The 22,737-nt window shown below is 71.0% G+C and carries 24 protein-coding genes; 14 read left to right on the plus strand and 10 right to left on the minus strand.

All coding sequences use genetic code 11. The features are described from left to right. Positions 1–68: 68 nt before the first annotated feature. Positions 69–1,262, plus strand: coding sequence for a type ISP restriction/modification enzyme (locus ACIBBB_RS15170; protein ID WP_398981916.1), 1,194 nt, complete (start codon positions 69–71; stop codon positions 1,260–1,262). A 28-nt stretch (positions 1,263–1,290) separates the two neighbouring features. Here the strand turns inward: ACIBBB_RS15170 and ACIBBB_RS15175 are convergent, their stop codons facing one another. Continuing rightward, entirely contained in the window at positions 1,291–2,004 is a 714-nt protein-coding gene (locus ACIBBB_RS15175) for a TetR/AcrR family transcriptional regulator (RefSeq protein WP_398981918.1), read from the minus strand. A gap of 77 nt (positions 2,005–2,081) precedes the next feature. Between ACIBBB_RS15175 and ACIBBB_RS15180 the strand changes: the two genes are divergently transcribed. Beyond that, a complete protein-coding gene (locus ACIBBB_RS15180) occupies positions 2,082–3,107 on the plus strand; it encodes an ATP-binding cassette domain-containing protein (protein WP_398981920.1) in 1,026 nt (341 codons plus the stop codon). Then, complete coding sequence (locus ACIBBB_RS15185) at positions 3,104–3,886, plus strand: ABC transporter permease (RefSeq protein WP_398981922.1); 783 nt, start codon at positions 3,104–3,106, stop codon at positions 3,884–3,886. The genes ACIBBB_RS15180 and ACIBBB_RS15185 overlap by 4 nt, the downstream gene beginning before the upstream one ends. Before the next feature lie 234 nt (positions 3,887–4,120). On the opposite strand, the gene ACIBBB_RS15190 is transcribed toward ACIBBB_RS15185, so the two are convergent. Both ACIBBB_RS15190 and ACIBBB_RS15195 read right to left on the minus strand, forming a co-directional pair. Further along, the gene (locus ACIBBB_RS15190) at positions 4,121–4,381 is read right to left on the minus strand and encodes a hypothetical protein (protein WP_189110477.1); all 261 of its coding nucleotides are present in this window, start codon (positions 4,379–4,381) and stop codon (positions 4,121–4,123) included. A 268-nt stretch (positions 4,382–4,649) separates the two neighbouring features. Further along, the gene (locus ACIBBB_RS15195; RefSeq protein ID WP_398981925.1) at positions 4,650–5,453 is read right to left on the minus strand and encodes an SGNH/GDSL hydrolase family protein; all 804 of its coding nucleotides are present in this window, start codon (positions 5,451–5,453) and stop codon (positions 4,650–4,652) included. A gap of 607 nt (positions 5,454–6,060) precedes the next feature. Here ACIBBB_RS15195 and ACIBBB_RS15200 point away from each other — a divergent pair. The 7 genes from ACIBBB_RS15200 (at position 6,061) to ACIBBB_RS15230 (ending at position 12,282) form a co-directional block, all read left to right on the plus strand. After that, complete coding sequence (locus tag ACIBBB_RS15200; protein WP_398982074.1) at positions 6,061–6,924, plus strand: glycosyltransferase family 2 protein; 864 nt, start codon at positions 6,061–6,063, stop codon at positions 6,922–6,924. Then, positions 6,921–8,012 carry a glycosyltransferase family 2 protein gene (locus ACIBBB_RS15205; protein WP_398981927.1) on the plus strand — a complete coding sequence of 364 codons (1,092 nt, stop codon included), beginning with the start codon at positions 6,921–6,923 and terminating at the stop codon, positions 8,010–8,012. The genes ACIBBB_RS15200 and ACIBBB_RS15205 overlap by 4 nt, the downstream gene beginning before the upstream one ends. Then, complete coding sequence (locus ACIBBB_RS15210) at positions 8,009–8,848, plus strand: polysaccharide deacetylase family protein (protein ID WP_398981929.1); 840 nt, start codon at positions 8,009–8,011, stop codon at positions 8,846–8,848. Before ACIBBB_RS15205 ends, ACIBBB_RS15210 begins: the two co-directional genes overlap by 4 nt. Before the next feature lie 68 nt (positions 8,849–8,916). Beyond that, positions 8,917–10,026 carry a DUF5925 domain-containing protein gene (locus ACIBBB_RS15215; protein ID WP_398981931.1) on the plus strand — a complete coding sequence of 370 codons (1,110 nt, stop codon included), beginning with the start codon at positions 8,917–8,919 and terminating at the stop codon, positions 10,024–10,026. A 63-nt stretch (positions 10,027–10,089) separates the two neighbouring features. Then, complete coding sequence (locus tag ACIBBB_RS15220) at positions 10,090–10,545, plus strand: MarR family winged helix-turn-helix transcriptional regulator (RefSeq protein WP_398981933.1); 456 nt, start codon at positions 10,090–10,092, stop codon at positions 10,543–10,545. Further along, positions 10,542–11,462, plus strand: coding sequence for an ATP-binding cassette domain-containing protein (locus tag ACIBBB_RS15225; RefSeq protein ID WP_398981935.1), 921 nt, complete (start codon positions 10,542–10,544; stop codon positions 11,460–11,462). The genes ACIBBB_RS15220 and ACIBBB_RS15225 overlap by 4 nt, the downstream gene beginning before the upstream one ends. After that, positions 11,422–12,282, plus strand: coding sequence for an ABC transporter permease (locus tag ACIBBB_RS15230; RefSeq protein ID WP_398981937.1), 861 nt, complete (start codon positions 11,422–11,424; stop codon positions 12,280–12,282). Before ACIBBB_RS15225 ends, ACIBBB_RS15230 begins: the two co-directional genes overlap by 41 nt. A gap of 37 nt (positions 12,283–12,319) precedes the next feature. Here the strand turns inward: ACIBBB_RS15230 and ACIBBB_RS15235 are convergent, their stop codons facing one another. Further along, positions 12,320–12,694: a GntR family transcriptional regulator gene (locus tag ACIBBB_RS15235; RefSeq protein ID WP_398982076.1), complete on the minus strand. Its 375-nt coding sequence runs from the start codon at positions 12,692–12,694 to the stop codon at positions 12,320–12,322. A gap of 91 nt (positions 12,695–12,785) precedes the next feature. Between ACIBBB_RS15235 and ACIBBB_RS15240 the strand changes: the two genes are divergently transcribed. Together ACIBBB_RS15240 and ACIBBB_RS15245 are read left to right on the plus strand one after the other, a co-directional pair. Further along, entirely contained in the window at positions 12,786–13,706 is a 921-nt protein-coding gene (locus ACIBBB_RS15240) for a GNAT family N-acetyltransferase (RefSeq protein ID WP_398981939.1), read from the plus strand. Next, complete coding sequence (locus ACIBBB_RS15245) at positions 13,687–14,235, plus strand: DUF402 domain-containing protein (protein WP_398981941.1); 549 nt, start codon at positions 13,687–13,689, stop codon at positions 14,233–14,235. Before ACIBBB_RS15240 ends, ACIBBB_RS15245 begins: the two co-directional genes overlap by 20 nt. On the opposite strand, the gene ACIBBB_RS15250 is transcribed toward ACIBBB_RS15245, so the two are convergent. The 4 genes from ACIBBB_RS15250 to ACIBBB_RS15265 all read right to left on the minus strand — a co-directional run bounded on the left by ACIBBB_RS15250 (position 14,201) and on the right by ACIBBB_RS15265 (position 18,538). Further along, positions 14,201–15,337, minus strand: coding sequence for a methyltransferase domain-containing protein (locus ACIBBB_RS15250; RefSeq protein ID WP_398981943.1), 1,137 nt, complete (start codon positions 15,335–15,337; stop codon positions 14,201–14,203). The genes ACIBBB_RS15245 and ACIBBB_RS15250 overlap by 35 nt on opposite strands. 172 nt (positions 15,338–15,509) lie before the next feature. Beyond that, positions 15,510–17,015 (minus strand): tripartite tricarboxylate transporter permease, encoded by a 1,506-nt coding sequence (locus ACIBBB_RS15255; RefSeq protein ID WP_398981945.1) that lies wholly within the window; start codon positions 17,013–17,015, stop codon positions 15,510–15,512. A gap of 3 nt (positions 17,016–17,018) precedes the next feature. Next, the gene (locus ACIBBB_RS15260) at positions 17,019–17,558 is read right to left on the minus strand and encodes a tripartite tricarboxylate transporter TctB family protein (protein ID WP_398981947.1); all 540 of its coding nucleotides are present in this window, start codon (positions 17,556–17,558) and stop codon (positions 17,019–17,021) included. Continuing rightward, positions 17,555–18,538 (minus strand): Bug family tripartite tricarboxylate transporter substrate binding protein, encoded by a 984-nt coding sequence (locus tag ACIBBB_RS15265; protein ID WP_398981949.1) that lies wholly within the window; start codon positions 18,536–18,538, stop codon positions 17,555–17,557. The genes ACIBBB_RS15260 and ACIBBB_RS15265 overlap by 4 nt, the downstream gene beginning before the upstream one ends. A 142-nt stretch (positions 18,539–18,680) precedes the next feature. Between ACIBBB_RS15265 and ACIBBB_RS15270 the strand changes: the two genes are divergently transcribed. Next, complete coding sequence (locus tag ACIBBB_RS15270) at positions 18,681–19,358, plus strand: response regulator (protein WP_398982078.1); 678 nt, start codon at positions 18,681–18,683, stop codon at positions 19,356–19,358. Between the two features lie 251 nt (positions 19,359–19,609). Then, positions 19,610–20,650 carry a lytic polysaccharide monooxygenase gene (locus ACIBBB_RS15275; protein WP_398981951.1) on the plus strand — a complete coding sequence of 347 codons (1,041 nt, stop codon included), beginning with the start codon at positions 19,610–19,612 and terminating at the stop codon, positions 20,648–20,650. Between the two features lie 64 nt (positions 20,651–20,714). Here ACIBBB_RS15275 and ACIBBB_RS15280 read toward each other — a convergent pair whose 3' ends face one another. Together ACIBBB_RS15280 and ACIBBB_RS15285 are read right to left on the minus strand one after the other, a co-directional pair. After that, entirely contained in the window at positions 20,715–21,632 is a 918-nt protein-coding gene (locus ACIBBB_RS15280) for an esterase/lipase family protein (protein WP_398981953.1), read from the minus strand. 172 nt (positions 21,633–21,804) lie between these two features. Beyond that, positions 21,805–22,650, minus strand: coding sequence for a class I SAM-dependent methyltransferase (locus ACIBBB_RS15285; RefSeq protein WP_398981955.1), 846 nt, complete (start codon positions 22,648–22,650; stop codon positions 21,805–21,807). Between the last annotated feature and the right edge of the window lie 87 nt (positions 22,651–22,737).

The following is a 22,737-nucleotide window of genomic DNA, read 5'->3' on the forward strand; positions in this document are numbered from 1 at the left end:
CCGCCGTCGGACCCGGTCGGTACGCTTTCGCCGACGGCACGTACCGGACCGGGGAGGGGTGTGCCCGTATGACGGCCCCGCTGCTGAGCGACCTCATGCCGTGGTCGGCGGCGCCGCTGCGGCTCGGCCGCGGCTGGATCCTGGCGCCCGACGCCGCGTCGCTCACCGCGCGCTGGGACACGCTGATACGGGCCACGGGCGCCGAGCGCGAGGCGCTGTTCCGGCCGACCCGGTCCCGTACGCCGCGCAGCGCGGTCGCCGCGCTGCCGGGGCAGCTCACCGGCACGGGGAGGTTCGCGCGGGAGTCCGGACGGTGTCCGGAGCCGTTGCGGGTGGGGCACGGACCGTTCGACGAGCGTTATCTGATCCCCGACCACCGTTTGATCGACGCGGCCAGACCGGAGCTGTGGCGGGTCGCCGACGAGCGGCAGCTCTTCGCCGTGGAGCAGGGGTTCGTCCCCGGGGCCGAGGGTCCGGCGCTGCTGGTGAGCGCCCTGCTGCCGGACGGCCGCTCACCCGCCGGGCGGCCGGGCCGGATCCGGCCGCTCTACCGGAGGCCGGGTGGCGTCGAGCCCAATCTGACGCCGGGACTCCTGGCGTCGCTGACCGGGCGCCTCGGACACGAGGTCACCCCGCGCCAGTTGCTCGACTGGGCTGCCGCGGCGGCCCGGCCCTCGCCGCGCGGCTGTGTGGTGCCACTGACCGCCGACCCGGACCTGTGGACCACCGGCGTGGAGCTCGGCGCCCTGCTCACCGGCGTCCAGCTGCGCGGCGCCCGGGGCGGTGAGCGCCGCCGGCTGCCCGGCGGTCGGCGCCCGTACGTACGCGCCGCGATCCCCGCCCGCCCCACGACGATCGGTTACGACTCCGAGGACGAGACGCTCCACCTGGGTGACGGCCGGATCTCACCCGTGCCGGCCGGGGCCTGGGACTTCCAGGTCGGCGGCGTACGGATGATCGAGCTGTGGTTCGAGCGCCGCGCCGAGCGGCCGGAGCCCGGCACTCTGGAGGCGATCGGCCCGCGCGCCTGGCCGCAGGAGTGGACCTCGGAGCTGCTGGAGCTGATCACCGTGCTGGCGCTGCTGGCCGGACTGCGGCCCCGGCAGCGGGAGTTGGGCGAGGCGCTGGAGGAGGGTCCGGTGATCGGAACCGACGAGCTGCGGGCCTCAGGGGTGCTGCCGGTACCGGACACGGCCCGGCGACCCGCCTCCGTGCTCGACCACCACGAAGAAGGCCCGGAGGGGCAGTTCGCACTGATCTGAACGGGTGTTGACCGGCACCGGGAGGTCGTCAGTCGCTCCCGAACGCGTCCAGCACCCGGTTCAGCGCCCGGTCGAAGTAGGCGTCCATGTCGATGGGTCCCGAGTCCTCCATGAAGGCCGCCGCCAACCGCGGGAACTGCCCGGAGCCGACCTGCCCGGCCAGATAGGCCATGCGGATCTCATGCTCGCGCTCGGCCGACCAGGGCAGTGACCGGGTGCGCTCGGCGGTCTGGATCTCGTTGGCGACGTAGGTGGTGACGATGCCGTTCACCATGGCCACCAGTTCCATCTTCCGGCCGTACGGCAGATCGAGCGGGTCCAGGCACCAGAGGCTGAATTCAAGGAATCTCATCGCGTTCGGGCTGAAACCGTAGGTGGCCGACATCAGGCGCGACATCCACGGATGGCGCCGCATCATCGCCCGCGCCCGGTGGGCGAGGCCCGTCAGATCGGCCCGCCAGTCGCCGGTGGGCCGCTCGGGCAGGTCGTACTCCCCGGCGACCAGGTCGGCCATCAGCTCGTACAGGTCCTCCTTGCGCGGCACGTAGTTGTACAGCGACATCGTGCCGCAGCCCAGCTCACCCGCCACGCGGCGCATGGAGACGGCCTCCATGCCGTCGGCGTCCGCGATCCGTACCGCGACGGCCGCGATCTCGGCGCGCGTGTGCGACGGCCTGGGGCCACGGGCGGCGCGCTCGGGACGCGACCAGATCACTTCGGGTTCAGCAGGTCGCCCCGCCATCGGTCATCACCTCGTCGGCCATTCTCCCCCAGAGACCCAGTTACGTACGGCGTACGTAGTGGGCTACGATGAGCCGCATGGATACTACGTACGCCGTACTTAGTGAAGGTCTGGAGAAGCGTTTCGGTGAGGTGCGTGCCCTGCGGGGCCTGGATCTCGCCGTCGCCCGAGGCACGGTCTGCGGGGTGCTCGGACCGAACGGCGCGGGCAAGACCACCGCCGTGCGCGTCCTCACCACGCTCAGCGCACCCGACGGCGGATCGGCCCGCGTCGCCGGGCACGACATCGTCAAGGAGCCGGCGGCGGTACGCCTGGCGATCGGCGTCGCCGGCCAGTACGCCTCCGTCGACAGCGAGTTGACCGGCCGGGAGAATCTCCGGCTCTTCGCGAAACTGCTCGGTCGGCGGGGAGCGGCCGGCCGGGCCCGCGCCGACGAACTGCTGGAACGGTTCGACCTCACCGAAGCTGCCGACCGGGCCGCCCGCACCTACTCCGGCGGCATGCGCCGCCGCCTCGACCTGGCATCCAGCCTGCTCACCAGACCCCAGGTGCTCTTCCTCGACGAGCCCACGACCGGCCTCGACCCGGGGAGCCGCGGCCAGATCTGGACGGCGGTACGCGAGCTGGCCGACGAGGGCACGACCGTCCTGCTGACCACGCAGTATCTGGAGGAGGCCGACCGGCTGGCCGACGACATCGTGCTGATCGACCACGGCCGGGCCGCGCACCGGGGCACCCCCGCCGAGCTGAAGTCCCTCATCGGGTCGTACGCGGAGGCGGTACTGGCCGAGGACGCCACTCAGCCGGTGTTCCTCACCGCGGCCGGCGTGCTCGACCACCTGACCGGCGCCGAGCCGGTGATCGACCGGGAGCGCCGAACGGTGGGGGCCATGGCGACCAGCGGCACGCTCACGCTCCCCCGGATCGTCCGCGAACTGGACGCCGCCGGAGTGCCGGTGGTCGACGCGAGCCTGCGCCCGCCCACACTCGACGAGGTGTTCCTGCGCCTGACCGGCGGCGCGGGGGCGTCTTCGACCGCCGGCGGGACGAGCCGCCCGGCGCGACCCGTGTCCCGTACAACACCCGAGGAGAGCGCCGCATGAGCACCGTCGCCTACGACAGCACCGCCGTCCTCGGCCGCCATCTCCGGCGGATCAGACACTCCCCCGGCGTGGTGATCCTCACCCAGACCATGCCGATCACGATGCTGCTGTTCTTCGGCTTCGTCTTCGGCAGCGCGCTCGCGACACCGGGCCAGGAGTACCGGGCCTTCCTGGTGCCGGGGCTGCTGGCGGCCACCGCGGCCGGCGGCATCATGACCGGCATGTTCCAGTCCTCGCAGGACGTTCAGCGCGGTGTGATGGACCGGTTCCGTACGATGCCGATGAGCCGGATCGCCGTGCCGCTGGGCCAGACCTCGGCGGATCTGCTCACCACGGCGATCGGCGTGGTGCCGCTCGTACTGGTGGGTCTCGCGGTGGGCTGGCGGATCGAGGGCGGCATGCCGGGCGCGCTCGGGGCCTTCGGTCTGCTGCTGCTCTTCCGCTTCGCGACCAACTGGGTCGGCGCGTATCTCGGGCTGCTCATCCGCAACGAGGAGATCGCCGGTCAACTGGGCAGCGTCACCTTCGTCCTGCCGCTGCTCTCGAACGCGTACATCCCCACCGAGGGCCTGCCCGGCTGGCTCCGTGTCGTCGCCGAGTGGAACCCGATCAGCGCGGTGGCGGCGGCCGTACGTGATCTGTGCGGCAACGCGTCGCCGAGTGCCGACGCGGCCTGGCCGCTGGCCAACCCGGTGATGGGTGCGCTGCTGTGGGGCCTGGTGATCCTGGCGGTGTTCGTCCCGCTGACTGTCCGCGCCTACACACGCAGCGGCGAATAGCCGCCCGCTGCTCGCGCGCTGTTACGCCTCCGAAGTCCCCTGTCGCCGCCGCCGGTTCACCTTGCCGGGTGGTGACGCGGCGGCACCTCTGGGGACGGTCCCGGCGCTCGGCGAACACACCGGCGCACCGCCGCGGACCCTGGGAGTGACGGGCGAGCGGGGAGCGGCGCTGCGCCGGGACGGCGTGATCGCCCGAGCGTGGTCCGGGGGTCGGCGACCGCCGACCGGGTGAGGTCAGCGGCGGCTGCCGAAGAGGGACCGTCGCAGCCGCCTGAGCGGTGCGAACAGGGAGACACGCGCGCTCTTGCTCCTGCCGGTGCGTACCTCGTCGCGCGAGGTGAGCTCCCGCATGAGGCTCGTCGCCTCGGCCGTCTCGCGCTGCGGGACGGCAGGGCCGCCGAGCACCGAGAGATGACGGTCGAGCCGTGAACTGGTCGCGCTGCTCCCACATGTGATGGCAGGGACTCGCGCCCTGCTGTGCACTATCTGATCCATGTCACTCCCCACCCGTACGAGGGCACCCGGCTCGGGCAGGTTAACCCTATCGCCCTCATGGGACACACGTGTATCCCGCCTCAAGGATCGACAACACCCGTTGGGGGATGGCGGCTCGCCCGGTGAATCCATTGCATTCCAGGGCGAGTTGGACAATCGACCCCCGAGTAGTTCGATGAGATCGAACGTCGATTCCTGTCCGCCCGCCCAAGGAGGGCGGGCGGACAGGCTTCTCACCGGCAGTCAGTTCGTACGATCCGCGATTGGGTCAGACGGCCGAAGAGAAGGCCGGCAGATAACCACCCGACTGGCCCTGGGCGGTGGGGTGGTACGACTCGCCGATCGGGAAGCTGACGCTGTGCAGCCAGGTCGCCGACGAGCAGATCTCATGACCGGTGAAGGGGCCGGTGACGTCCGCGAAGCTGTAGCCGTGGTCGGCGGCACGCTTGGCGAGCAGGTCGTTGAGGTGGTCCGCGGCCCCGTTGATCGCGCCGCGCTCGGTCTCGGTCATGCCCACCAGGCAGGAGCCGCTGAGCTTGTAGAAGCGGGGGTAGCCGATCACGACGACCTTGGCGGCGGGGGCCTTGGCGCTGATCGCGTTGTACACGGAGTCGAGCTGGCCGGGCAGCGTGTTCGTGACATAGCTGCGGGCCTGGTTCACGCGCGCCACGCAGCTGGCCTCGGACTGGAGGACGCAGGTGGTCATGACGTCGGCGAAGCCGGCGTCGTTGCCGCCGACGGTGATGCTGACGAGGTCGGTACCGGAGTTGACGGGGCCGAGCTGACCGCCCGTCACATCACCCGTACGAGCGCCAGAGCAAGCGGTGAAGGCGAACGACGAGGGTGAGTTGGCCGCGGCCCAAAGGGCCGGATATGCCTTGCTGCTGCGCTTGCAGGAGCCGCTTCCGCTGTCGTACGAACCGGACCCCAGGCCGGAGGAGTAGGAGTCACCGAGGGCGACGTAGTCGAGTGCCGCGTTCTCGGCCGCCTGGGCCTGGCCCGCGCCGGTGAAGGCGAGGACCGCGCCGAGCAGGAGCGTGGACGAGAGGGCGGCGAATCTGGACAGCTTCATGGAACCTCCATTGAGCAGGATCTCTGCCTCAACGTTCGTACCAGGGAAGGGACTTGACCGTAAGTGTCCATGCCAAGTCAATCTGGTGAGAACTTACTGATGGACGCGCGTATACCGAGCGAACCGACTCGAAGCGGATCGCCGGGCGACGGACCGAGTAAACCGGAACACGGATGTTCCGGAAACCGCCGTCGAAGTAAGGCCAAATCGCAAATAGGCACGGTCATGTCGCACCTCTTGCCATACAGTCGTAAGTATCAATACCTTCGGACATCCACCCGCATCGGACCGTCATGGAGAGCGACTTCAGGGAGGGGCTCGGACGTCGCGACGGCTCCCGGTGCGGGGCGCGGTAGGGGGGTGCCGCGCGGTGCTCGCTTTCTCGACTCACCCGGCAGGCAAGGAGTCAACGCTGTCACGTACAGGGTGAGAACCCCCCTTTCGAACCGGCACAACATCCGGACCGCCCGGGGGCGGGCGGTCCACCGGTGGAGAGGGAAAAGATCTCGTGAGCTCATTCCTGCGCCCGGCGACCCCGGGCGAAGACCCGTTAGGCGTGCCGTTTTCCGGTGACGTCCTGGACAACCAGCGGCTCGACGACCATTTGCTGGACGACCAGCTGCTCGAAGAAGAACTGCTCGGCGAACACGTGCTCGACGGCCGGTATCGGCCGGTCTCCTCGTATCTCGCGATCACGCCGCCGGTGAGCGTGGTGATCCCCGCGATGAACGAGGCGGAGAATCTGCCGTACGTCTTCAAGACACTGCCCGACTGGATTCATGAAGTCGTCCTCGTGGACGGGAACTCGACCGACGGCACGATCCGCGTCGCCCGGGAACTGTGGCCGGACGTCAAGGTCGTCGAACAGCGCGGCAAGGGCAAGGGTGACGCCCTGATCAGCGGCTTCGCCGCGTGCACGGGCGACATCATCGTGATGATCGACGCGGACGGCTCGGCCGACGGCCAGGAGATCGTCAGCTATGTGTCGGCCCTCGTCTCGGGTGCCGACTTCGCCAAGGGGTCGCGGTTCTCCAACGGCGGCGGCACGGACGACATGACACTGATCCGCAAGCTCGGCAACGCCGTGCTCTGCTCGGTCGTGAACGCCAAGTTCGGCGCCCGCTACACCGATCTCTGCTACGGCTACAACGCCTTCTGGCGGCACTGTCTGGACCGGATCACGCTCGACTGCACCGGGTTCGAGGTCGAGACCCTGATGAACATCCGGGTCGTCAAGGCCGGTCTGAGGGTGCAGGAGATCCCCAGCCACGAGTACGACCGGATCCATGGCGTGAGCAATCTCCGGGCCGTACGCGACGGGCTGCGGGTGCTGAGGGTCATCCTCCAGGAGAAGGGCGTCCCGAGGGCGGCGCGGCGCAGGCCGCGCGCCGTCCGCCCGGCGCTCCCGCTGCCGCTCTCCGTCCGGACGGGCCTCTCGGGGCCCATGGTCAGGCGGGGAGAGGTGTCTTGATCGACCGTCAGCTGCACCGCTCCTTCTCCGTGGTCGTCTGCGCGTACACGGAGGAGCGCTGGGAGGACATTCTCGCGGCGGTCGCCTCCGTACGGAGTCAGTCGATGCCGGCCACGGAGACGCTGCTCGTGGTCGACCACAACGAGACGCTGCGGATGCGGCTCCGCGCGGAGTACGCCGCCCCGACAGTGACGCCGGGGGACGGCGGGGAGGTGCGGGTGCTCGCCAACGCGGGCCCCCGGGGGCTCTCCGCCGGACGGAACACCGGAATCGCCGCCGCGCGCGGGGAGTTCGTGGCCTTCCTGGACGACGACGCCGTGGCCGAGCGCGACTGGCTGCGGTATCTCGCGGCGGGTTACGGCGATCCGCGGGTGATGGCGGTCGGCGGCAGGACGGTGCCCGCCTGGGCGTCCGGGGGCCGGCCGGCCTGGTTCCCGGAGGAGTTCGACTGGGTCGTCGGCTGTACGTACCGGGGGCTGCCGCCCGGCAAGGTGCGGGTCCGCAACATCCTGGGCGGCAACGCCTCGTTCCGCCGTACCGCGTTCGACGCGGCGGGCGGCTTCGCGACCGGCATCGGGCGGGACGGCGACAAGCGCCCGCTGGGCTGCGAGGAGACGGAGCTGTGCATCAGGCTCAGCAAGGCGCTGCCGCACGCGCTGCTGCTGATCGACGACCGCGCGGTGATCCACCACAAGGTCCCCGAGGCGCGTGCGGGGTTCGGGTACTTCCGGACCCGCGCCTACGCCGAAGGGCTCTCCAAGGCGCTGGTCGCCCGAAGTGTCGGCGCGGGCAAGGGACTTGAGTCGGAGCGGCGCTACGCCACGCGGGTGCTGCCCGCGGGGGTGGCGCGCGGGCTGCGCGACGCGGTACGAGGCCGGGAGCGCGGCGGCGCGGGGCGGGCCGGGGCGATCGTGGCCGGGGTGCTGACGACGGCGGCCGGTTATGTGGTGGGCAGCGCCCGCGCGCGCCGGGGCGCGGTCACGTTCTCGTCCGGCCCGATCAGCCCGGTGGTCTCCTCGGCTCCGTCCACTCCGGCTCCGTCCACTCCGGCTTCGGCGCGGGAGAGTCCGCGAGGTGCCGCCGTATGAGCATGGGCATGGGGGACGGCGCACCGCCACGCCCGGGGCCGGGACCGGAGGAGCCCGTACCGATCCTGATGTACCACGCGATCGCGCACCGGCCGGCCCCGTCGGTGCGCGCCCTGTCCGTGTCGCCCGACGCGTTCGCCGAGCAGCTCGCGCTGCTCGGCGAGCGGGGGTTCACCCCGCTGACGACGGCCGCGCTGGCCGCCGTCTGGCGGGGTGGGGGGCGACTGCCCGAGCGGCCGGTGCTGATCACGTTCGACGACGGCTACGAGGGCGTGCACCGGCACGCCCTGCCCGTCCTTGCCCGGCACGGCTTCGCGGCCACCCTGTTCGTCTCGACGGGGTGGCTGCGCGGCCCGTACGACGAGGGCGGCGCCCTCGACACGATGCTCGACTGGGACCAGGTGCGCCAACTGGCCGCCGCCGGGGTGGAGATCGGCGGCCACAGCCATACGCACCCGCAACTGGACCAGCTCGACGACGTGCGTCTCGGCCACGAGGCGGCGCGCTGCCGGGAGATCGTCGCCGCCGAACTGGGCGCCGTGCCGGTCTCGTTCGCGTACCCGTACGGCTACTCCACCCGTCGCGTACGGCGCGCCGTACGGGCGGCCGGGTTCGCGCAGTCGCTGGCCGTGGGCAACTCCCTGGCCCGCCGGGGGCAGGGCCCGTACGCCCTGGAACGGGTCACGGTGCGGCGCTCCACAGAGATCGGGGAGTTCGGGCGGCTGGTCGACGGCCGGTCCGTCGGCCGCGCCTTCGCCGGCGACCGGGCGCTGACGAAGGCGTACGCGCTGGTCCGCGGGGCCCGCCGGGCCGCACGGGTGATCGGCGGGGGCTGACCGGGCGGGCGGGCGCCGCCGGGCAAAACACCGTGCGGTGGCGGCGCCCGTGCCGGATCATGGGCGACATGTCTGCCAAGCCTCAGGACGCCCTGCCGATCCGGCTGAACGTGGACGACAGCGACTCACCGTCGGATGTCGTCGACGCGCTCTTTCTCGGCCGTTTCGCGACGGGCGAGCAGCCGCACTCGCACAGTTCGTCGATCGACCGGGTCAAGTCCGGTGTCTCCCTGCTGCCGCCGGGCGCCACCGTCCTGCGCTCGGCCCGCGACGACGACCGCAGTGCCACGCTGGCCGAGGGCGACGGCTGGACGCTGCTCGTCTCCCGCTGGAACCGGGGCGCGGACGTCACGGTGACCGCGACCACCTCCGAACTCGCCGAGAAGGTGCACCGCCAGGCGACGGACGGCGCGCAGGACGAGCCCGAGCCGGTCCCCGAGAACGTGACCATGGGGTTCTGGTACGTGTCGCCGCGCCGTGGCCCGCACCGGACGACCCGGCAGATCGCGGCCGGCACCTGGGACGAGGTCCGGGGCAATTACACCGCGCCGGTGGCCGACGCGATGGACCGGCTGATGAAGGTGACACCGGACGACATCGCCGGCCGGCTGCTCCTGCTGCACGGCCCGCCCGGCACCGGGAAGACATCGGCGCTGCGGACGCTGGCCCGGTCCTGGCGTGACTGGTGCCAGGTCGACTGCGTCCTGGACCCGGAGCGGCTCTTCAACGACGTCGGCTATCTGATGGACATCGCGATCGGCGAGGACGAGGGCTCGTCCAAGGGACGCTGGCGGCTGCTGCTCCTGGAGGACTGCGACGAGCTGATCCGGGGCGAGGCCAAGCACACGGCGGGCCAGGCGCTCTCCCGGTTGCTCAACCTCACCGACGGGCTGCTCGGCCAGGGCCGGAACGTCCTGGTGGGCGTGACCACCAACGAGGATCTGGAACGGCTCCACCCGGCGGTCGTCAGGCCCGGCCGCTGTCTGGCCCGGATCGAGGTCGGCTCGCTGACCCGCCCGGAGGCGGAGCGCTGGCTGAGCCGGGAGGAGGGCGACTGGGAGGGAGCGGTGGGCCGGGAGGGCGCGACGCTGGCCGAACTGTTCGCACTGCGCAGGGGCGGCGGCCCGACGTCGGTCCCGGGCCAGTCGAAGGGCGCGGACGCGGGGCTGTACCTGTAGTTGACCCCGCCCCCCGGTTGCACCTTTTGGGCGATTACTCCCATTCAGAGCTAATGTGAAGCCATGGCTTCGGTCGAGTTCCCCGACTCGCTCGCCGATGTACTGGCGGGCGTGCAGCGCATGATCCGGCGGCGGCTGAGCGTCGGCCTGACGGCCCCACCGCTCCGGGGCGCGCAGGTCGAGCTGTTGCGGCTGGTCGCGGCGCGCCCGGGAATCCGGGTGTCGGACGCCGCGAAGGAGCTGTATCTCGCCGGGAACTCGGTCTCCACCCTCGTCAACGAACTGACCAGGGCCGGATATCTGCGCCGCGAGACCGATCCCGCCGACCACCGCGCCGTCCTGCTGGTGCCGACCCACGCGGCGACATCACGCCTGACGGACTGGGAGGCACGGCACTGCGCGCTGGTGCGCGAGCAGGTGGCCCGGCTGACCGAGCAGGAACGGGCGGCCCTGGCCGCCGCGCTGCCCGCGCTGCGCAGACTCGCCCTGAATCTGCGCGAGGAGGTGGAGGCGGCGTGAGCGACGGCGCCCGTCCCGCTCGCGACACTTCCGACGGGTCCTCCGCCGAGGCCGTGAGCTGCCGCGGACTGGACTACTCGTTCGGTGACACCAAGGCCGTCGACAGCCTCGACCTGTCCGTCCGTACCGGCGAGATCTTCGGCCTGCTCGGCCCCAACGGCGCCGGAAAGACGACGGCGATCCGCTGCATCACGACGCTGCTGCCGGTCCCCGCGGACATCGTCAAGGTGTTCGGACACGACGCCGCGAAGGACAAGATGGCGGTACGCCGCCTGCTCGGCTACGTGCCGCAGCAACTGTCCGCCGACGCGGCGATGACCGGGCGCGAGAACGTGACGCTGTTCGCCCGCGTCTTCGACGTCCCGCGCCGCGAGCGAGCCGCGCGTGTCGCACAGGCGCTGGATGTCGTCGACCTCTCCGACGCCGCCGACCGGATGGCCCAGACCTACTCGGGCGGCATGATCCGCCGTCTGGAGCTCGCGCAGGCGCTGGTCAGCGCGCCCCGGCTGCTGATGCTGGACGAGCCGACGATCGGTCTCGACCCGATCGCCCGGAGCAGCGTCTGGGATCACATCAACGCGGTGCGGCGGGCCACCGGCATGACCGTGCTGGTGACCACGCACTACATGGACGAGGCCGAGCAGTACTGCGACCGGGTCGGGCTGATGCACCGCGGCCGGATCCACGCCCTCGGCACACCTGACGAACTGCGGGAGGAGCTGCGCGAGCGACGCCGCGCCGAGGCGGACGAGGCGCCTAAGTCCGGTGAGCCGGGTGAGTCCGGTGAGGCGCGGAGCGACACCCTGCCCACGCTGGAGGACGTCTTCCGCGACGTGGTCGGCCAGGGCCTGGAGGAGGAAGGAGGCACCTACCGCGATGTCAGGAGCACCCGCCGGACGGCGTCCAGACTCGGCTGAGGCCGTCGATCCCGCCCGCTTCGAGCTGTTGCTCGTGCCGCCGCGGCCCCGAACGGGGTTGCGGGTCCTGCCCTCCCGAGTCATCGCCATGTGCGTGGTCGAGCTCCAGAAGCTGCGCCACGACCGCACCGAGCTCTACACCCGGGCCGTCCAGCCCGCACTCTGGCTGCTGATCTTCGGCGAGACGTTCACCCACCTCAGGGCCATCCCGACCGGCGGTATCCCCTACATCGACTTCCTCGCGCCCGGCATCATCGCCCAGTCCGCGATGTTCATCGCGATCTTCTACGGCATCATGATCATCTGGGAGCGGGACGCCGGGATCCTGACCAAGCTCCTGGTCACCCCCACCCCGCGAGCCGCGCTGATCAGCGGCAAGGCATTCGCCTCCGGGGTGAAGGCGCTGATCCAGGCGCTCGTGGTGATCCTCATCGCCGCCGCCCTCGGAGTGGGGCTGACCTGGAACCCGCTGAAACTGCTCGGGGTCGCGGTCGTGGTGATCCTCGGCTCGGCCTTCTTCTCGTGTCTGTCGATCACGATCGCCGGCATCGTCCTCACCCGGGACCGGCTGATGGGCATCGGCCAGGCCATCACCATGCCGCTCTTCTTCGCGTCGAACGCGCTGTATCCGGTGGCGATCATGCCCGGCTGGCTCCAGGTGGTCAGCAGGATCAACCCGCTCAGCTATCAGGTGGACGCCCTGCGCGGACTGCTGCTCGGGACCTCGTCCCATCTGCTGCTCGACTTCGGAGTGCTGATCTTCGCCGCGGCGCTCGGTATCACCGCGGCGTCGTCGCTGCTGGGGCGGCTGGCCAGATGACCCCGGGAGCCCGGCCCAACGCCCCAGGGGCTCTGCCTCAGCGTGAGTACGCCGCCCGCACCGCGTCCTCCGCCAGCGACAGCGCCTCCGCGCGCGCCAGACCGAGCCGTCTGGCCTGCTGCGCGTACTCCTGGGCGGCGGCCGCCGCCTTGCGGTCCGCCGCGTCGCCCGCCGCCGCGATGAACGTGCCGTTGCGGCCGCGCGTCTCGATCACCCCGTCCGACTCCAGCGCCCGGTAGGCCTTGGCGACGGTGTTCGCCGCGAGGCCGAGTTCTTCTGCGAAGCCCCGTACCGTCGGCAGCTTGTGTCCCACGGGCAGCACGCCCGAGCGGGCCTGTTCGGAGATCTGGGTGCGCAGTTGCTCGTACGGGGCGGTGGCGTCGTCGGAGTCGATGGCAATGGCGATCTTCAAGGTCACAGGGCTGATTGTCCCCCATCTCCCGGCTTCGGGAACGGAAAAATAAGGGGCGTTCCAGCGGTGCGACCACGTAGCGTGCCGCTCCATGACTGTGCTCGTTCGTGATTTCCGCCCCGAGGACGCCGCCGCCGTCGTCCGCGTCCGGCGTGCCAGCGTCCGGTACGCCGTGACGACCGAGGACTCCCTGCACTTCGCCGTGCGAAGCGCCAACCCGGCATCGAAGTACCGCATGCTGGTCGCCGAGGACGGCGGGGAGGTGATCGGCACTTCGCATGTCGCGCTCGCCTACGACAGCGAGGAACCCGGTCAGGCCCGGGTCAACCCTCATGTGCACCCCGACCACACGGGCAAGGGCGCGGGATCCGCGATCCTGCGGGCCGCCGAGGAGCATCTGGCCGCCGAGGGCGCGACCACCATCTTCACCTGGGTGAACGACGAGCCCGCGTCCCTCGCATTCGCCGCCCACCGGGGCTACTCGCCGCTGCGTACCGCGCACTTCCAGCGGCTTGATCTGACGGGTGCCACGCTGCCCGAGCCGCTGAGGCTCCCCGAGGGCTGCGCGTTGGCGACGGCGGCGGACTTCGCCGACGACCCGCGGCCGGTGTTCGAGGCCGATGCCGAGGCGACGTCGGACGAACCGGGTGACATCAGCACTACCCTCGACGACTACGAGGACTGGCTGAACAACACCTGGCACCACCCCTGTCTGGACCAGCGCCTCAGCACCCTCGTGGTCGCCGACGGCAGGATCGTGGCCTTCACCCTGGTCCACACCGACGGTGACACGACCTATCTGTCGGCCATGACGGGCACGCTGCGCGACTACCGCGGCCGGAGTCTGGCCAAGGCCGCCAAGGTCGACTCGTTGCGCCGCGCCCGCGCCGCCGGTTTCACGGACGCGTTCACCAACAACGACGCACGGAACGAGCCGATGCTGGCGGTCAACACCTGGTTCGGCTATCAGGTCTCTGCCTCGGAGGTACGCCATGTCCGCAAGCTCGCCTGACCCCGCAAGGGCCTCGGGGGTCCAGGTAGAGGTGCGGCTGGTCAAGGCCGGCCGTACGAAGATCCGCTACCCGGCCTCCCTCGTCGCCGACGACGGCGCACATGTGGTGGTGCGGGCGCCGTGGGCGGCCGAGGGCGTACGGGACTTCGGCTTCGTACGCTTCGAGCCCGGCGACGTCTTCACCGAGCACTACTGGCGTGACCGCTGGTACGCGGTGAAGGAGGTCCGCACGGGCGACGGGATCCTCAAGGGCTGGTACTGCGACGTGACACGACCGGCGGTCGTGAGTGGTCGCGGACCGGGTGAACTCCGGTACGAGCTGCTGGTCGAGGACCTGGACCTCGATCTCTGGGCGTCGGCCGACGGCGGGACGGTCCTGCGGCTGGACGAGGACGAGTTCGAGGAGAGCGGCCTCGCCGAGCGGGACCCGGTGGCGGCCGACGCGGCCCGCCGCGCGCTGGACGAGCTCGAACTCCTCGTACGCGACGGCGCGTTCACGACCCTTCTCGGTCGCCCGCTTCCCTCGTAGCACCCGTGTCCGTCCTGGCCAGCAGGATCGCGCGCCCGATGCCGGCCGGGTCGTGGGCGATCGGGTCGGTGTCGTCGTGCCAGTGGATGACGAAGCGCTCCCCCGCGCGGTACGCCTCCAGGCCCGCGCGGCAGTAGGCGACCATGTCGTCCGGGAGCGCGGAGAGCGGATGCCAGGAGAGGCCCGAGCACTTCTCCGGCTCCCGGTTGTACGGCTCCCAGGCCGTCCGTCCCGCGTCGTGGAGCACCTCGAAGAACCAGCCGGTGCGCGGCCGGCCGCCGGGACCGCGGTGGTGCATGACCAGGGCCGTACGCAGGTCTTCGGGGCCCAGTTGGGCGCCGATCTCCTCGGCCGCCTCACGGATCATCGCCGTACGGACGTCCTCGCCGTCCTCGACGTGACCCGCCGGGCAGTTCAGCAGTCCGTCGCCGTAGCCCGTGCCGGACCGGCGGGCGAGCAGCACCTCGTCGCCCCTGCGCAGGATCAGATGGACGTCGACCACTTCCGTGTGGCGGCGGCGCTGGGCGGCGTGAGCCAGCAGTGCGTACCGCTCGTCGTCCACGGCTCGGCCCCAGAGTCCGGCATCGGCCGAAAGGTGCTCGTGCTGGACGCGCTCGACGAGCGGGGCGACGGACATCGTGACACGTGTCGCCGGGAGTCCGACGCCGGACCAGACACCTTCGATCAGGACCAGCCGCCCGCCGGGTCGCAGCAGCGACAGCCAGTGGGTCAGGGCCCGGTCCGGATCGGGCAGCAGCCACAGCACATGGCGGGCCATGATCACGTCGAACGTCCGCTCCCCCACGGGCGGTCTGGCCGCGTCGCCGACCAGCACCTCGGTGTCCGTGCCGGACAGCTTGGCCCTGGCGAGTCCGACCATTCGCGGCGAGAGGTCGACGGCGGTGACGCGGTGTCCCAGCTCGGTGGCGAGGAGGGCGAGGCTCCCGGTGCCGCAGCCGAGGTCGAGCACCCTGGACGGCTCGGTGGGCAGCCAGCCGGCGAGCTTGGCGGCCCACGCCTTGCGCACGGCCGGATCGAGCAGCCCGTGGTCGGGCTCCTCGTCGAAGGAGTCTGCTGCGTCGTCCCAGTCGATCGGGGTCATGAGTCGATGGTCCCATCCACCACCGACAGTTCGGACCGGCGGGCGCTCGGTCACCGGCCGCACGGCCGGTTCTGTACGCGAACGCCGGACCGGCCAACAGCCGGTCCGGCGTTCTGGTCCACCCGATCACCGGGGCGCCCGCGTCTGAGAAACCCCTGGCCCGACGGCCCTGTTACACCGAGATCTTGGTCTCCTTCCGGCGCCGCGCCAGCACCTTGCGCACCAGCGGCCAGCAGACGATCAGTACGACGACGGCGTAGACGGCCACCGAGAAGGGCGTGTCCACCAGGCCGGTGGCGCTTCCGTCGCTGATCTGAAGGGCCCTGCGCAGTTGTTGCTCGGCGGCGGGGCCGAGGATGACGCCGATGACGGCCGGCAGCACCGGCAGCCCGTAACGGCGCATCCCGAACCCGATCAGTCCGATGATCAGCAGGATCACCAGGTCGAGCGCCTCCCCGCCGACCGCGTACGCGCCGACCGCGGCGAAGAAGAGGATGCCCGCGTAGAGGTAGGGGCGCGGGATGCGCAGCAGCTTCACCCACACCGGCGCGAGCGGCAGGTTCAGGGCCAGCAGCAGCACCATGCCGACGAACAGCGAGGCGATCAGCCCCCACACCAGTTCCGACTCCCGCTCGAACAGCAGCGGTCCGGGCTGGATGCCGTACTGCTGGAACGCGGCCAGCATCACCGCGGCGACCGCGGTCGTCGGCAGTCCGAGGGTCAGCATCGACACGAGCGTCCCGGCGGCCGACGCGGACGCGGCCGACTCGGGTCCGGCGACGCCCTCGATGGCGCCCTTGCCGAACTCCTTCTTGTGCTTGGACAGCCGCTTCTCGGTGACGTAACTGAGGAACGTCGGGATCTCCGCGCCGCCGGCCGGGATCGCGCCGAACGGGAAGCCGATGACCGGCCCGCGCAGCCACGGCTTCCAGGTGCGCCGTATGTCGTCCTTGCCCAGCCAGGGGCGGCCGACCGGGACGGGCTCGCCACTGGAGCGCCGCAGATGGGCGGCGACCCACAGCGCCTCGCCGATCGCGAAGAGACCGACCGCGACGATGACGACGTCGACCCCGTCGGCGAGTTGGAGCGAGCCGAAGGTGAGCCGCTGCTGGCCCGTCATCTGGTCCAGGCCGACCAGACCGATGGTGAGGCCGATGAGCAGCGAGGCAAGCCCGCGGATCCGGGACGAGCCGAGGACGGAGGTGACGGCGATGAAGGCCAGCACCATGATGGCGAAGTAGTCGGGGGCGCCGATGTCGACGGCCATGGAGGCGACGGTCGGTGCGAGGACGACCAGCAGGATCGTGCCGATCATGCCGCCGACGAAGTGACCGCCCGCCGCAGCGGCGAGCGCCTGCGCGCCGCGTCCCGCCTTGGCCATCGGGTTGCCCTCGATGGCGGCGACGACCGCCGCGCTCTCGCCCGGGGTGTTGAGGAGGATCGAGGTGGTGGAGCCGCCGAACATGGCGCCGTAGTAGATGCCGGCGAACATGATGAACGCGCCCGTCGGCTCCAGGCCGTAGGTGACGGGCAGCAGCAGGGCGACCGCCATGGCGGGGCCGATGCCGGGCAGGACGCCGATCGCGGTGCCCAGCAGTACGCCGATCGCCGCCCAGAGCAGATTGATCGGCGTCAGCGCCGTACCGAAGCCGTCCATCAGGGAGTTGAGGGAGTCCATGGCTTAGATCACTCCCATCAGCGGGCCACCGGGGAGGGGGACGCCGAGCAGGTTGTTGAAGATGAAGTAGGTGACGAGGGAGAGGCCCGCCGCGATGAGCGGGTCGCGCTGGAGATGGCGGCTGCCGAGCGCGTACGCCGAGCCCCAGAAGAGCAGCGCCCCGGATATGGGGAAGCCGAGAGGGCCGATGAGTACGGCGTTGCCGAGGAAGACCCCGGCGAGCAGCAGCACGGTCCGCCAGTCGCTCGGTTCGCTCAGGTCGATGTCCTCGCCGCCCTCGGCCTCGCCCCGGCCGCCGCGCAGCACGTCGAGGCTGAGGAGGACGGCGACGACGAGCAGGCCGATACCGACGACGATCGGCACGGTCTTGGGGCCGACCGGGCCGCGCTGGGTGATGTCGACGTCCATGGTGAGGGCGTCGGTGAGGACGAGGACCCCGAGGACGAGCAGCATGAGGCCGACACCGAGTTCGGAGTGCTCGCGCAGCCAGCCGCGGGACCCGGGGGTCTCCTCCTTGGGAGGGGTGTTCGGGTGGGTGGTCACAGTCCGAGCTCCTTCAGGACGGATTCCACGCGCTTGTCCTCGGCGGCGAGGAAGTCGCCGAATTTCTCACCGGTGAGGAAGGCGTCGTCCCAGTTGTTCTTCTTGAGCGAGTCCTTCCACTGAGGAGAGGCGTGCAGCTCCTCGAAGAAGCGGACGAGCTTGTCGCGTTCGGCGTCGGAGAGTCCGGGGGGCGCGACGACGCCGCGCCAGTTGGTGAAGTCGGTGTCGAGGCCCGCCTCGCGCAGGGTGGGCGCGTCCATGCCGGGGGTCCGCTCGGGGCCGGTGACGGCCAGCAGCCGCAGCTCGCCGGCCTCGATCTGGTCGCGGTACTCGCCGAGACCGGAGACACCGAAGGCGACCTTGTTACCGAGGATGGAGGCGAGGAGTTCGCCGCCGCCGTCGAAGGGGACGTAGTTGACGGTCTTCGGCGCGATCCCGGCCGCGCGCGCCATGAGCATGGGCGCGAGGTGGTCGGGTCCGCCGGGCGAGGAGCCGCCGCCGACGGGCAGTTCGGCCGGATCCTTCTTCCATGCGGTGAGCAGGTCGTCGATCGTCTTGTACGGGGAGCTCTTGCTGACGACGACGATGTCGGTCTCCTCGCTGATGCGGGCGATCGGCGTCGTGTCGGCGAGGGTCTCGTGCGAGTTGTTGGTGCGTACGGCGCCGACGACGCCGAGCCCCATGGAGACCACGAGCTTGCCGTTGCCGTGTTCGCTCACGGCGCGGGCGAGACCGACGGTGCCGCCGGCGCCCGGCAGGTTGAAGACCTCGATGTTGTGATTGAGTCCGGCGTCCTCGGCGTTCTTGGCCATGGTGCGGGCGGTGATGTCGTAACCGCCGCCCGGCGTGTTGGGGACCATGAAGCGCAGGCCGGGTATCTGGGTACCGGTGTCGCCGCCACTGCCCAGGGAAAGCAGTGGCGGACCCACCAGCACCATCAGCGCGGCCCCGAGGAGGGCGAGGGGAGTGCGGAAACGCACGGGTGCCGCCTTTCAGGGGAGCAGGTCACAGGGCAGTGAGATGGCCCACATGTTGCCTTCGCGTTAAGAAGCTGTCTCTCTTCCGGAATCAACGGACGTTGTGGTCGTTGCGGTCGCGGCCTAGCGTGACGACGTGACAAAGGTGCTGGTGGTGGACGACGACTTCATGGTCGCGAAGCTGCACGGCCGCTACGTGTCCGAGATGGACGGGTTTGAGGTTGTCGGTCTGGTGCACAACGGCGCCGAAGCGCTGCGCGCGGCCGAGCACCACCGGCCCGACCTGGTGCTTCTCGACATCTATCTGCCAGACATGGACGGGATCGCCGTGCTGCGCGAGCTGCGGGCGGCGGAGGAGCGGGACGCGACCCGTACGAGCGTGGACGCCCTGTTCATCACGGCGGCGCGGGACGCGGGCGTCATCCGCGCCGCTCTGCGGGCGGGGGCGGTGCACTATCTGATCAAGCCGTTCAGCCGGTCGGCGCTCCAGGAGCAGCTGCGGCACGCGGCGTCGCTGCGGACCCGCCTGGACCGGCTGGGCGAGGCGCGCCAGCAGGACGTGGACCAGATCTTCGGCACGCGCCCGCCGGGCTCCCGGGAGCTGCCGAAGGGGCTGGCCGCGCACACGGCGCAGCTGGTCGAGCGGACGCTGCGGCGGCACGAGGAGGGGCTGTCGGCGACGCAGTGCGCGGACGAGGGGGCGCTGTCGCGGGTGAGCGCACGGCGCTATCTGGAGTACTTCGCCGATACGGGCCGCGCGGAGGTGACGCTTCGGTACGGCGGGACGGGCCGCCCGGAGCGGTGCTACCGCTGGGTCGGCTGACGGGCCGCACGGGGTGTGCGCGGGGTCGGTTCCGGGGCAATCTCAGCGGTCTCTTAGCCGTGTCTTAAGCGGACCATAAGGATCCCCTTCACCCCGCCCCAGCAGGCCGTTCCGGCGTTTCGAGGGGCTAGCTTGCTGAGGACCGGAGCGGGACGAGCAGCGGTGGCGCCGTGTGCAACGGAGGTCACGCCGCCGGGAGTTCGTCCCGCTCCGCTCCCCCAGCTCGTGCCGCTCAGAAGGAGAACGTATCCATGACCGCTCGTCGCAGGACCGCCGGGATCGTCGTGCTGGGCGTCGCGCCGCTCGCGCTCGTCGGGCTGGCCGCCGGGCCGGCCGGGGCCCACGGGTCGATGACGGACCCGGTCAGCCGTGTGTCCGCCTGTTTCGCCGAGGGTCCCGAGAATCCGCGGTCGGCGGCGTGCAAGGCGGCGGTGGCGTCCAGCGGGACGCAGGCGTTCTACGACTGGAACGAGGTCAACATCGCGGACGCCGCGGGCAACCACAAGTCGATCATCCCGGACGGCAAGCTCTGCTCCGCCGGCCGCGACAAGTACAAGGGGCTCGACCTGCCGCGCGGCGACTGGCCGTCGTCGACCTTCACCGCGGGCAACCGCACCTTCACCTACAAGGCCACCGCCCCGCACAAGGGCTCCTTCGAGCTGTACATCACCAAGGACGGTTACGACCCCGGTCAGCCGCTGAAGTGGTCCGACCTGGAGGACAAGCCGTTCGCCAAGGTCACCGACCCGAAGCTGGAGAGCGGCGCCTATGTCTTCGACGGCATCGTCCCCGCCAAGTCGGGCCGCCACCTGATCTACTCGATCTGGCAGCGCTCGGACAGCCCCGAGGCGTTCTACACCTGCTCCGACGTGGTCTTCGGCGCCGACAACGGCGGTTCGGCCGCCGCTCCCGAGGCGTCCGCACCCTCCGAGGCCGATGTCGAGGAGGGCGCGGCCAAGTCGACCGTCGACCACAACGGGCACGGCGGCGACAGCCCCGAGGAGACCGGGGGCGGTGCCGAGGTGAAGGGCGCCGGGAAGGACGCCGGTGGTTACGAGGACGCGGCCGAACCCGCCGCCGAGCCCGAGGCCAACGCCCCTGAGGTGAACGGCGCCGACGCGGCCGAGCCGCAGCCGGCGGGTGGTTCGGAGAACCTCGCCGAGACCGGTGGCGACAGCACCACGCCGTACATCGCGGCGGGTGGCGCGGCGATTCTCGCCGCCGGCGCGGCCGTGATGTTCGGTACGGTCCGCCGCAAGACCCAGCCCGCGGGCGGCCGGCACAGCCGCTGACGGTAGGTACGCGACACCGCGGGGCTCCGGGCCGACCGGCCCGGAGCCCCGCGGCATGTCATGTTCAGCCGATGACCGAGGCGCAGGTCGTCGGCGTGGCACGGCCGGGATCGAGCGCGTTGGCCACCTCGTGGAAGGCGATCCGGTCGATCAGCCCGATCGCCAGGTGCTCGGAGAGGTTCACCGCGCACAGGTCCTGGAGGGTGACGTTCCGTACGTCGGGCCCGGTCAGGAACTGGCTGCGGTACGGCGTGACCACCTGGTCGTAACGGGTCGCGATGACGGTGTACTTGACCCCGGGCACCGTGTCACCGCCCGCGTTGAGCTTGGTGAGGAAGGGCGATCCGGCGATCTGGTCGGCGAGGCCCGGGGTGTTCTCGCTCAACAGGTCCTCGGCGCCCGGGAAGTGCGGCAGGAGCTTCGTCAGTCCGAGCAGGGTCGTGCCGTGGTTGTCCGGCGCGAGTCCGACGAGGGCGTTCACCTTCTGCGCCCCGCCGAGGAACTTGAGGTAGTAGCGGGGCATCATGCCGCCCTGCGAGTGGCCGACGATGTCGGCCTTCGGCGCGCCCGTGGCGGCGAGCACCCGGTCGACGTACGCGCTCAGTTGCTCCGCCGACTTGTCGATGGGGCCGAGGCCGTTGAAGAACGGCACTCCGGGGAGCTGCCCGTAGTCGAGGGAGAAGACGCAGTAGCCGCGGTTGACCAAGTACGGGGCGAGACCGAGCCAGTTGTCGACGGAGTTCGCGAAGGTGCCGTGGACGAGGACGACGGGCCGGGGGTGAGCGGTGGAGGGCTTGCAGGAGAAGTCGTTCCAGCCGCTGCTCGCGGCGGCGGCGGTGCCGGAAGCGGGTGCGAGGGCCGGGGCGGTGACGGCTGTCGGGGGCGCGGTGGGGGTGGCCGCGACGGCGGGTGCGGTGGTGGCGGCCGAGACCGCAAGCAGCAGCGCCGCCAGTGGTCCGAACGCGCGTTTCCAGGGCAGCATCGAGCGATCTCCTTGCGGCTCAAGGGAAGAGGGGAAAGCTGTCAATGCTGTGGCCCGGACCACATTGGCTGTGCTCATGCCAAGTTACGCACGGGTAGTAACTGGAAGGGAAGTTACGCGTCAGTAAAACTATTGAACGCCCGACGGCCCGGCCCCGGTCCCGTCATCGCCGTCATCGCCGGCCGGGCGGCTTGCGCCAGGTCATGATCTCGGTCGGCGGAAGATGCTCCGCGAAACGGCCGTCGGACGACGCCTCCCGCAGCACCAAGCGCAGGTCCCGCTCGAAGTCCGGCAGCCGGTCGCCGAACAGATGGGGCGCGGAGTCCGACCGGGAGAACACCCATGCCACGACAGCGTCCGCCGGGCGGTCGACCATCTCCCCGGCCGGTACGACATGCCGCTCGAAGTCCTCGAACCCGGCCCGCGCCAGGACCAGATCCTCCCGTCCTGGCGTGCCGTTGAGAAGCGTCCCCTGCCCGGCGCGCCGTACCGGCCCCAGGTAGCGGCGCACCAGCTCCGCGATCCGCTCGTACGGAGGGGCGGGCAGCGGCAGCGGCGCAGACGGGGCGGGAGGATTCTTCAGATCGCTGATATGAACGAACGCGCCTCCCGGCTCCAGCATCCCCAGCACGGCGGCGGCGGTACGGTCGCGGTCCGTCCAGTGGAACGACTGGGCGAACACCACGGCCCGGAACTCCCCCAGCCCGGCCGGCAGCTCCTCGGCGCGGGCCGTCACCCAGCGCGCGTTGCCCACGCCGAGCCGCCCGGCCCGCCGTTCCGCCTCCGCCAGCATGTCCTCGTCCGGGTCCATGCCGACCACCTCGGCGACGTACGGCGCCATGGCGAGCGTCACGATCCCCGGCCCGCAGCCGACATCGAGAAGCCGCCCCCGCCCGTCCAACCCGAGGATCCCGGCCAGCGTCTCGGCGAAACCCGGGGCGTACGGCAGCCGCCCACGCTCGTAGTGCGCCGCGCTCCCCCGGAACAAGGTGCTGTCCCACCGCCATCCGTCAGGCATGCCGTTTCCGCTCCGCTCGGTCGGGTGTGGTTGGTGTGGTGCGAGAACTCTGGAGTCGCGCCACCCCGGGCGTCGGGGTTCCTGAAA

This window comes from Streptomyces sp. NPDC051217, from assembly GCF_044455465.1.
GTDB lineage: Bacteria > Actinomycetota > Actinomycetes > Streptomycetales > Streptomycetaceae > Streptomyces.

Bases quoted from the DNA above. Each gene is read 5' to 3' on its own strand.
- ACIBBB_RS15190 (WP_189110477.1), bottom strand. From the start codon at position 4,381: ATGGATCAGATAGTGCACAGCAGGGCGCGAGTCCCTGCCATCACATGT.
- ACIBBB_RS15245 (WP_398981941.1), top strand. From the start codon at position 13,687: ATGTCCGCAAGCTCGCCTGACCCCGCAAGGGCCTCGGGGGTCCAGGTA.
- ACIBBB_RS15180 (WP_398981920.1), top strand. From the start codon at position 2,082: ATGGATACTACGTACGCCGTACTTAGTGAAGGTCTGGAGAAGCGTTTC.
- ACIBBB_RS15250 (WP_398981943.1), bottom strand. From the start codon at position 15,337: ATGACCCCGATCGACTGGGACGACGCAGCAGACTCCTTCGACGAGGAG.
- ACIBBB_RS15185 (WP_398981922.1), top strand. From the start codon at position 3,104: ATGAGCACCGTCGCCTACGACAGCACCGCCGTCCTCGGCCGCCATCTC.
- ACIBBB_RS15170 (WP_398981916.1), top strand. From the start codon at position 69: ATGACGGCCCCGCTGCTGAGCGACCTCATGCCGTGGTCGGCGGCGCCG.
- ACIBBB_RS15195 (WP_398981925.1), bottom strand. From the start codon at position 5,453: ATGAAGCTGTCCAGATTCGCCGCCCTCTCGTCCACGCTCCTGCTCGGC.
- ACIBBB_RS15285 (WP_398981955.1), bottom strand. From the start codon at position 22,650: ATGCCTGACGGATGGCGGTGGGACAGCACCTTGTTCCGGGGGAGCGCG.
- ACIBBB_RS15255 (WP_398981945.1), bottom strand. From the start codon at position 17,015: ATGGACTCCCTCAACTCCCTGATGGACGGCTTCGGTACGGCGCTGACG.
- ACIBBB_RS15210 (WP_398981929.1), top strand. From the start codon at position 8,009: ATGAGCATGGGCATGGGGGACGGCGCACCGCCACGCCCGGGGCCGGGA.
- ACIBBB_RS15220 (WP_398981933.1), top strand. From the start codon at position 10,090: ATGGCTTCGGTCGAGTTCCCCGACTCGCTCGCCGATGTACTGGCGGGC.
- ACIBBB_RS15275 (WP_398981951.1), top strand. From the start codon at position 19,610: ATGACCGCTCGTCGCAGGACCGCCGGGATCGTCGTGCTGGGCGTCGCG.
- ACIBBB_RS15280 (WP_398981953.1), bottom strand. From the start codon at position 21,632: ATGCTGCCCTGGAAACGCGCGTTCGGACCACTGGCGGCGCTGCTGCTT.
- ACIBBB_RS15215 (WP_398981931.1), top strand. From the start codon at position 8,917: ATGTCTGCCAAGCCTCAGGACGCCCTGCCGATCCGGCTGAACGTGGAC.
- ACIBBB_RS15240 (WP_398981939.1), top strand. From the start codon at position 12,786: ATGACTGTGCTCGTTCGTGATTTCCGCCCCGAGGACGCCGCCGCCGTC.
- ACIBBB_RS15175 (WP_398981918.1), bottom strand. From the start codon at position 2,004: ATGGCGGGGCGACCTGCTGAACCCGAAGTGATCTGGTCGCGTCCCGAG.
- ACIBBB_RS15230 (WP_398981937.1), top strand. From the start codon at position 11,422: ATGTCAGGAGCACCCGCCGGACGGCGTCCAGACTCGGCTGAGGCCGTC.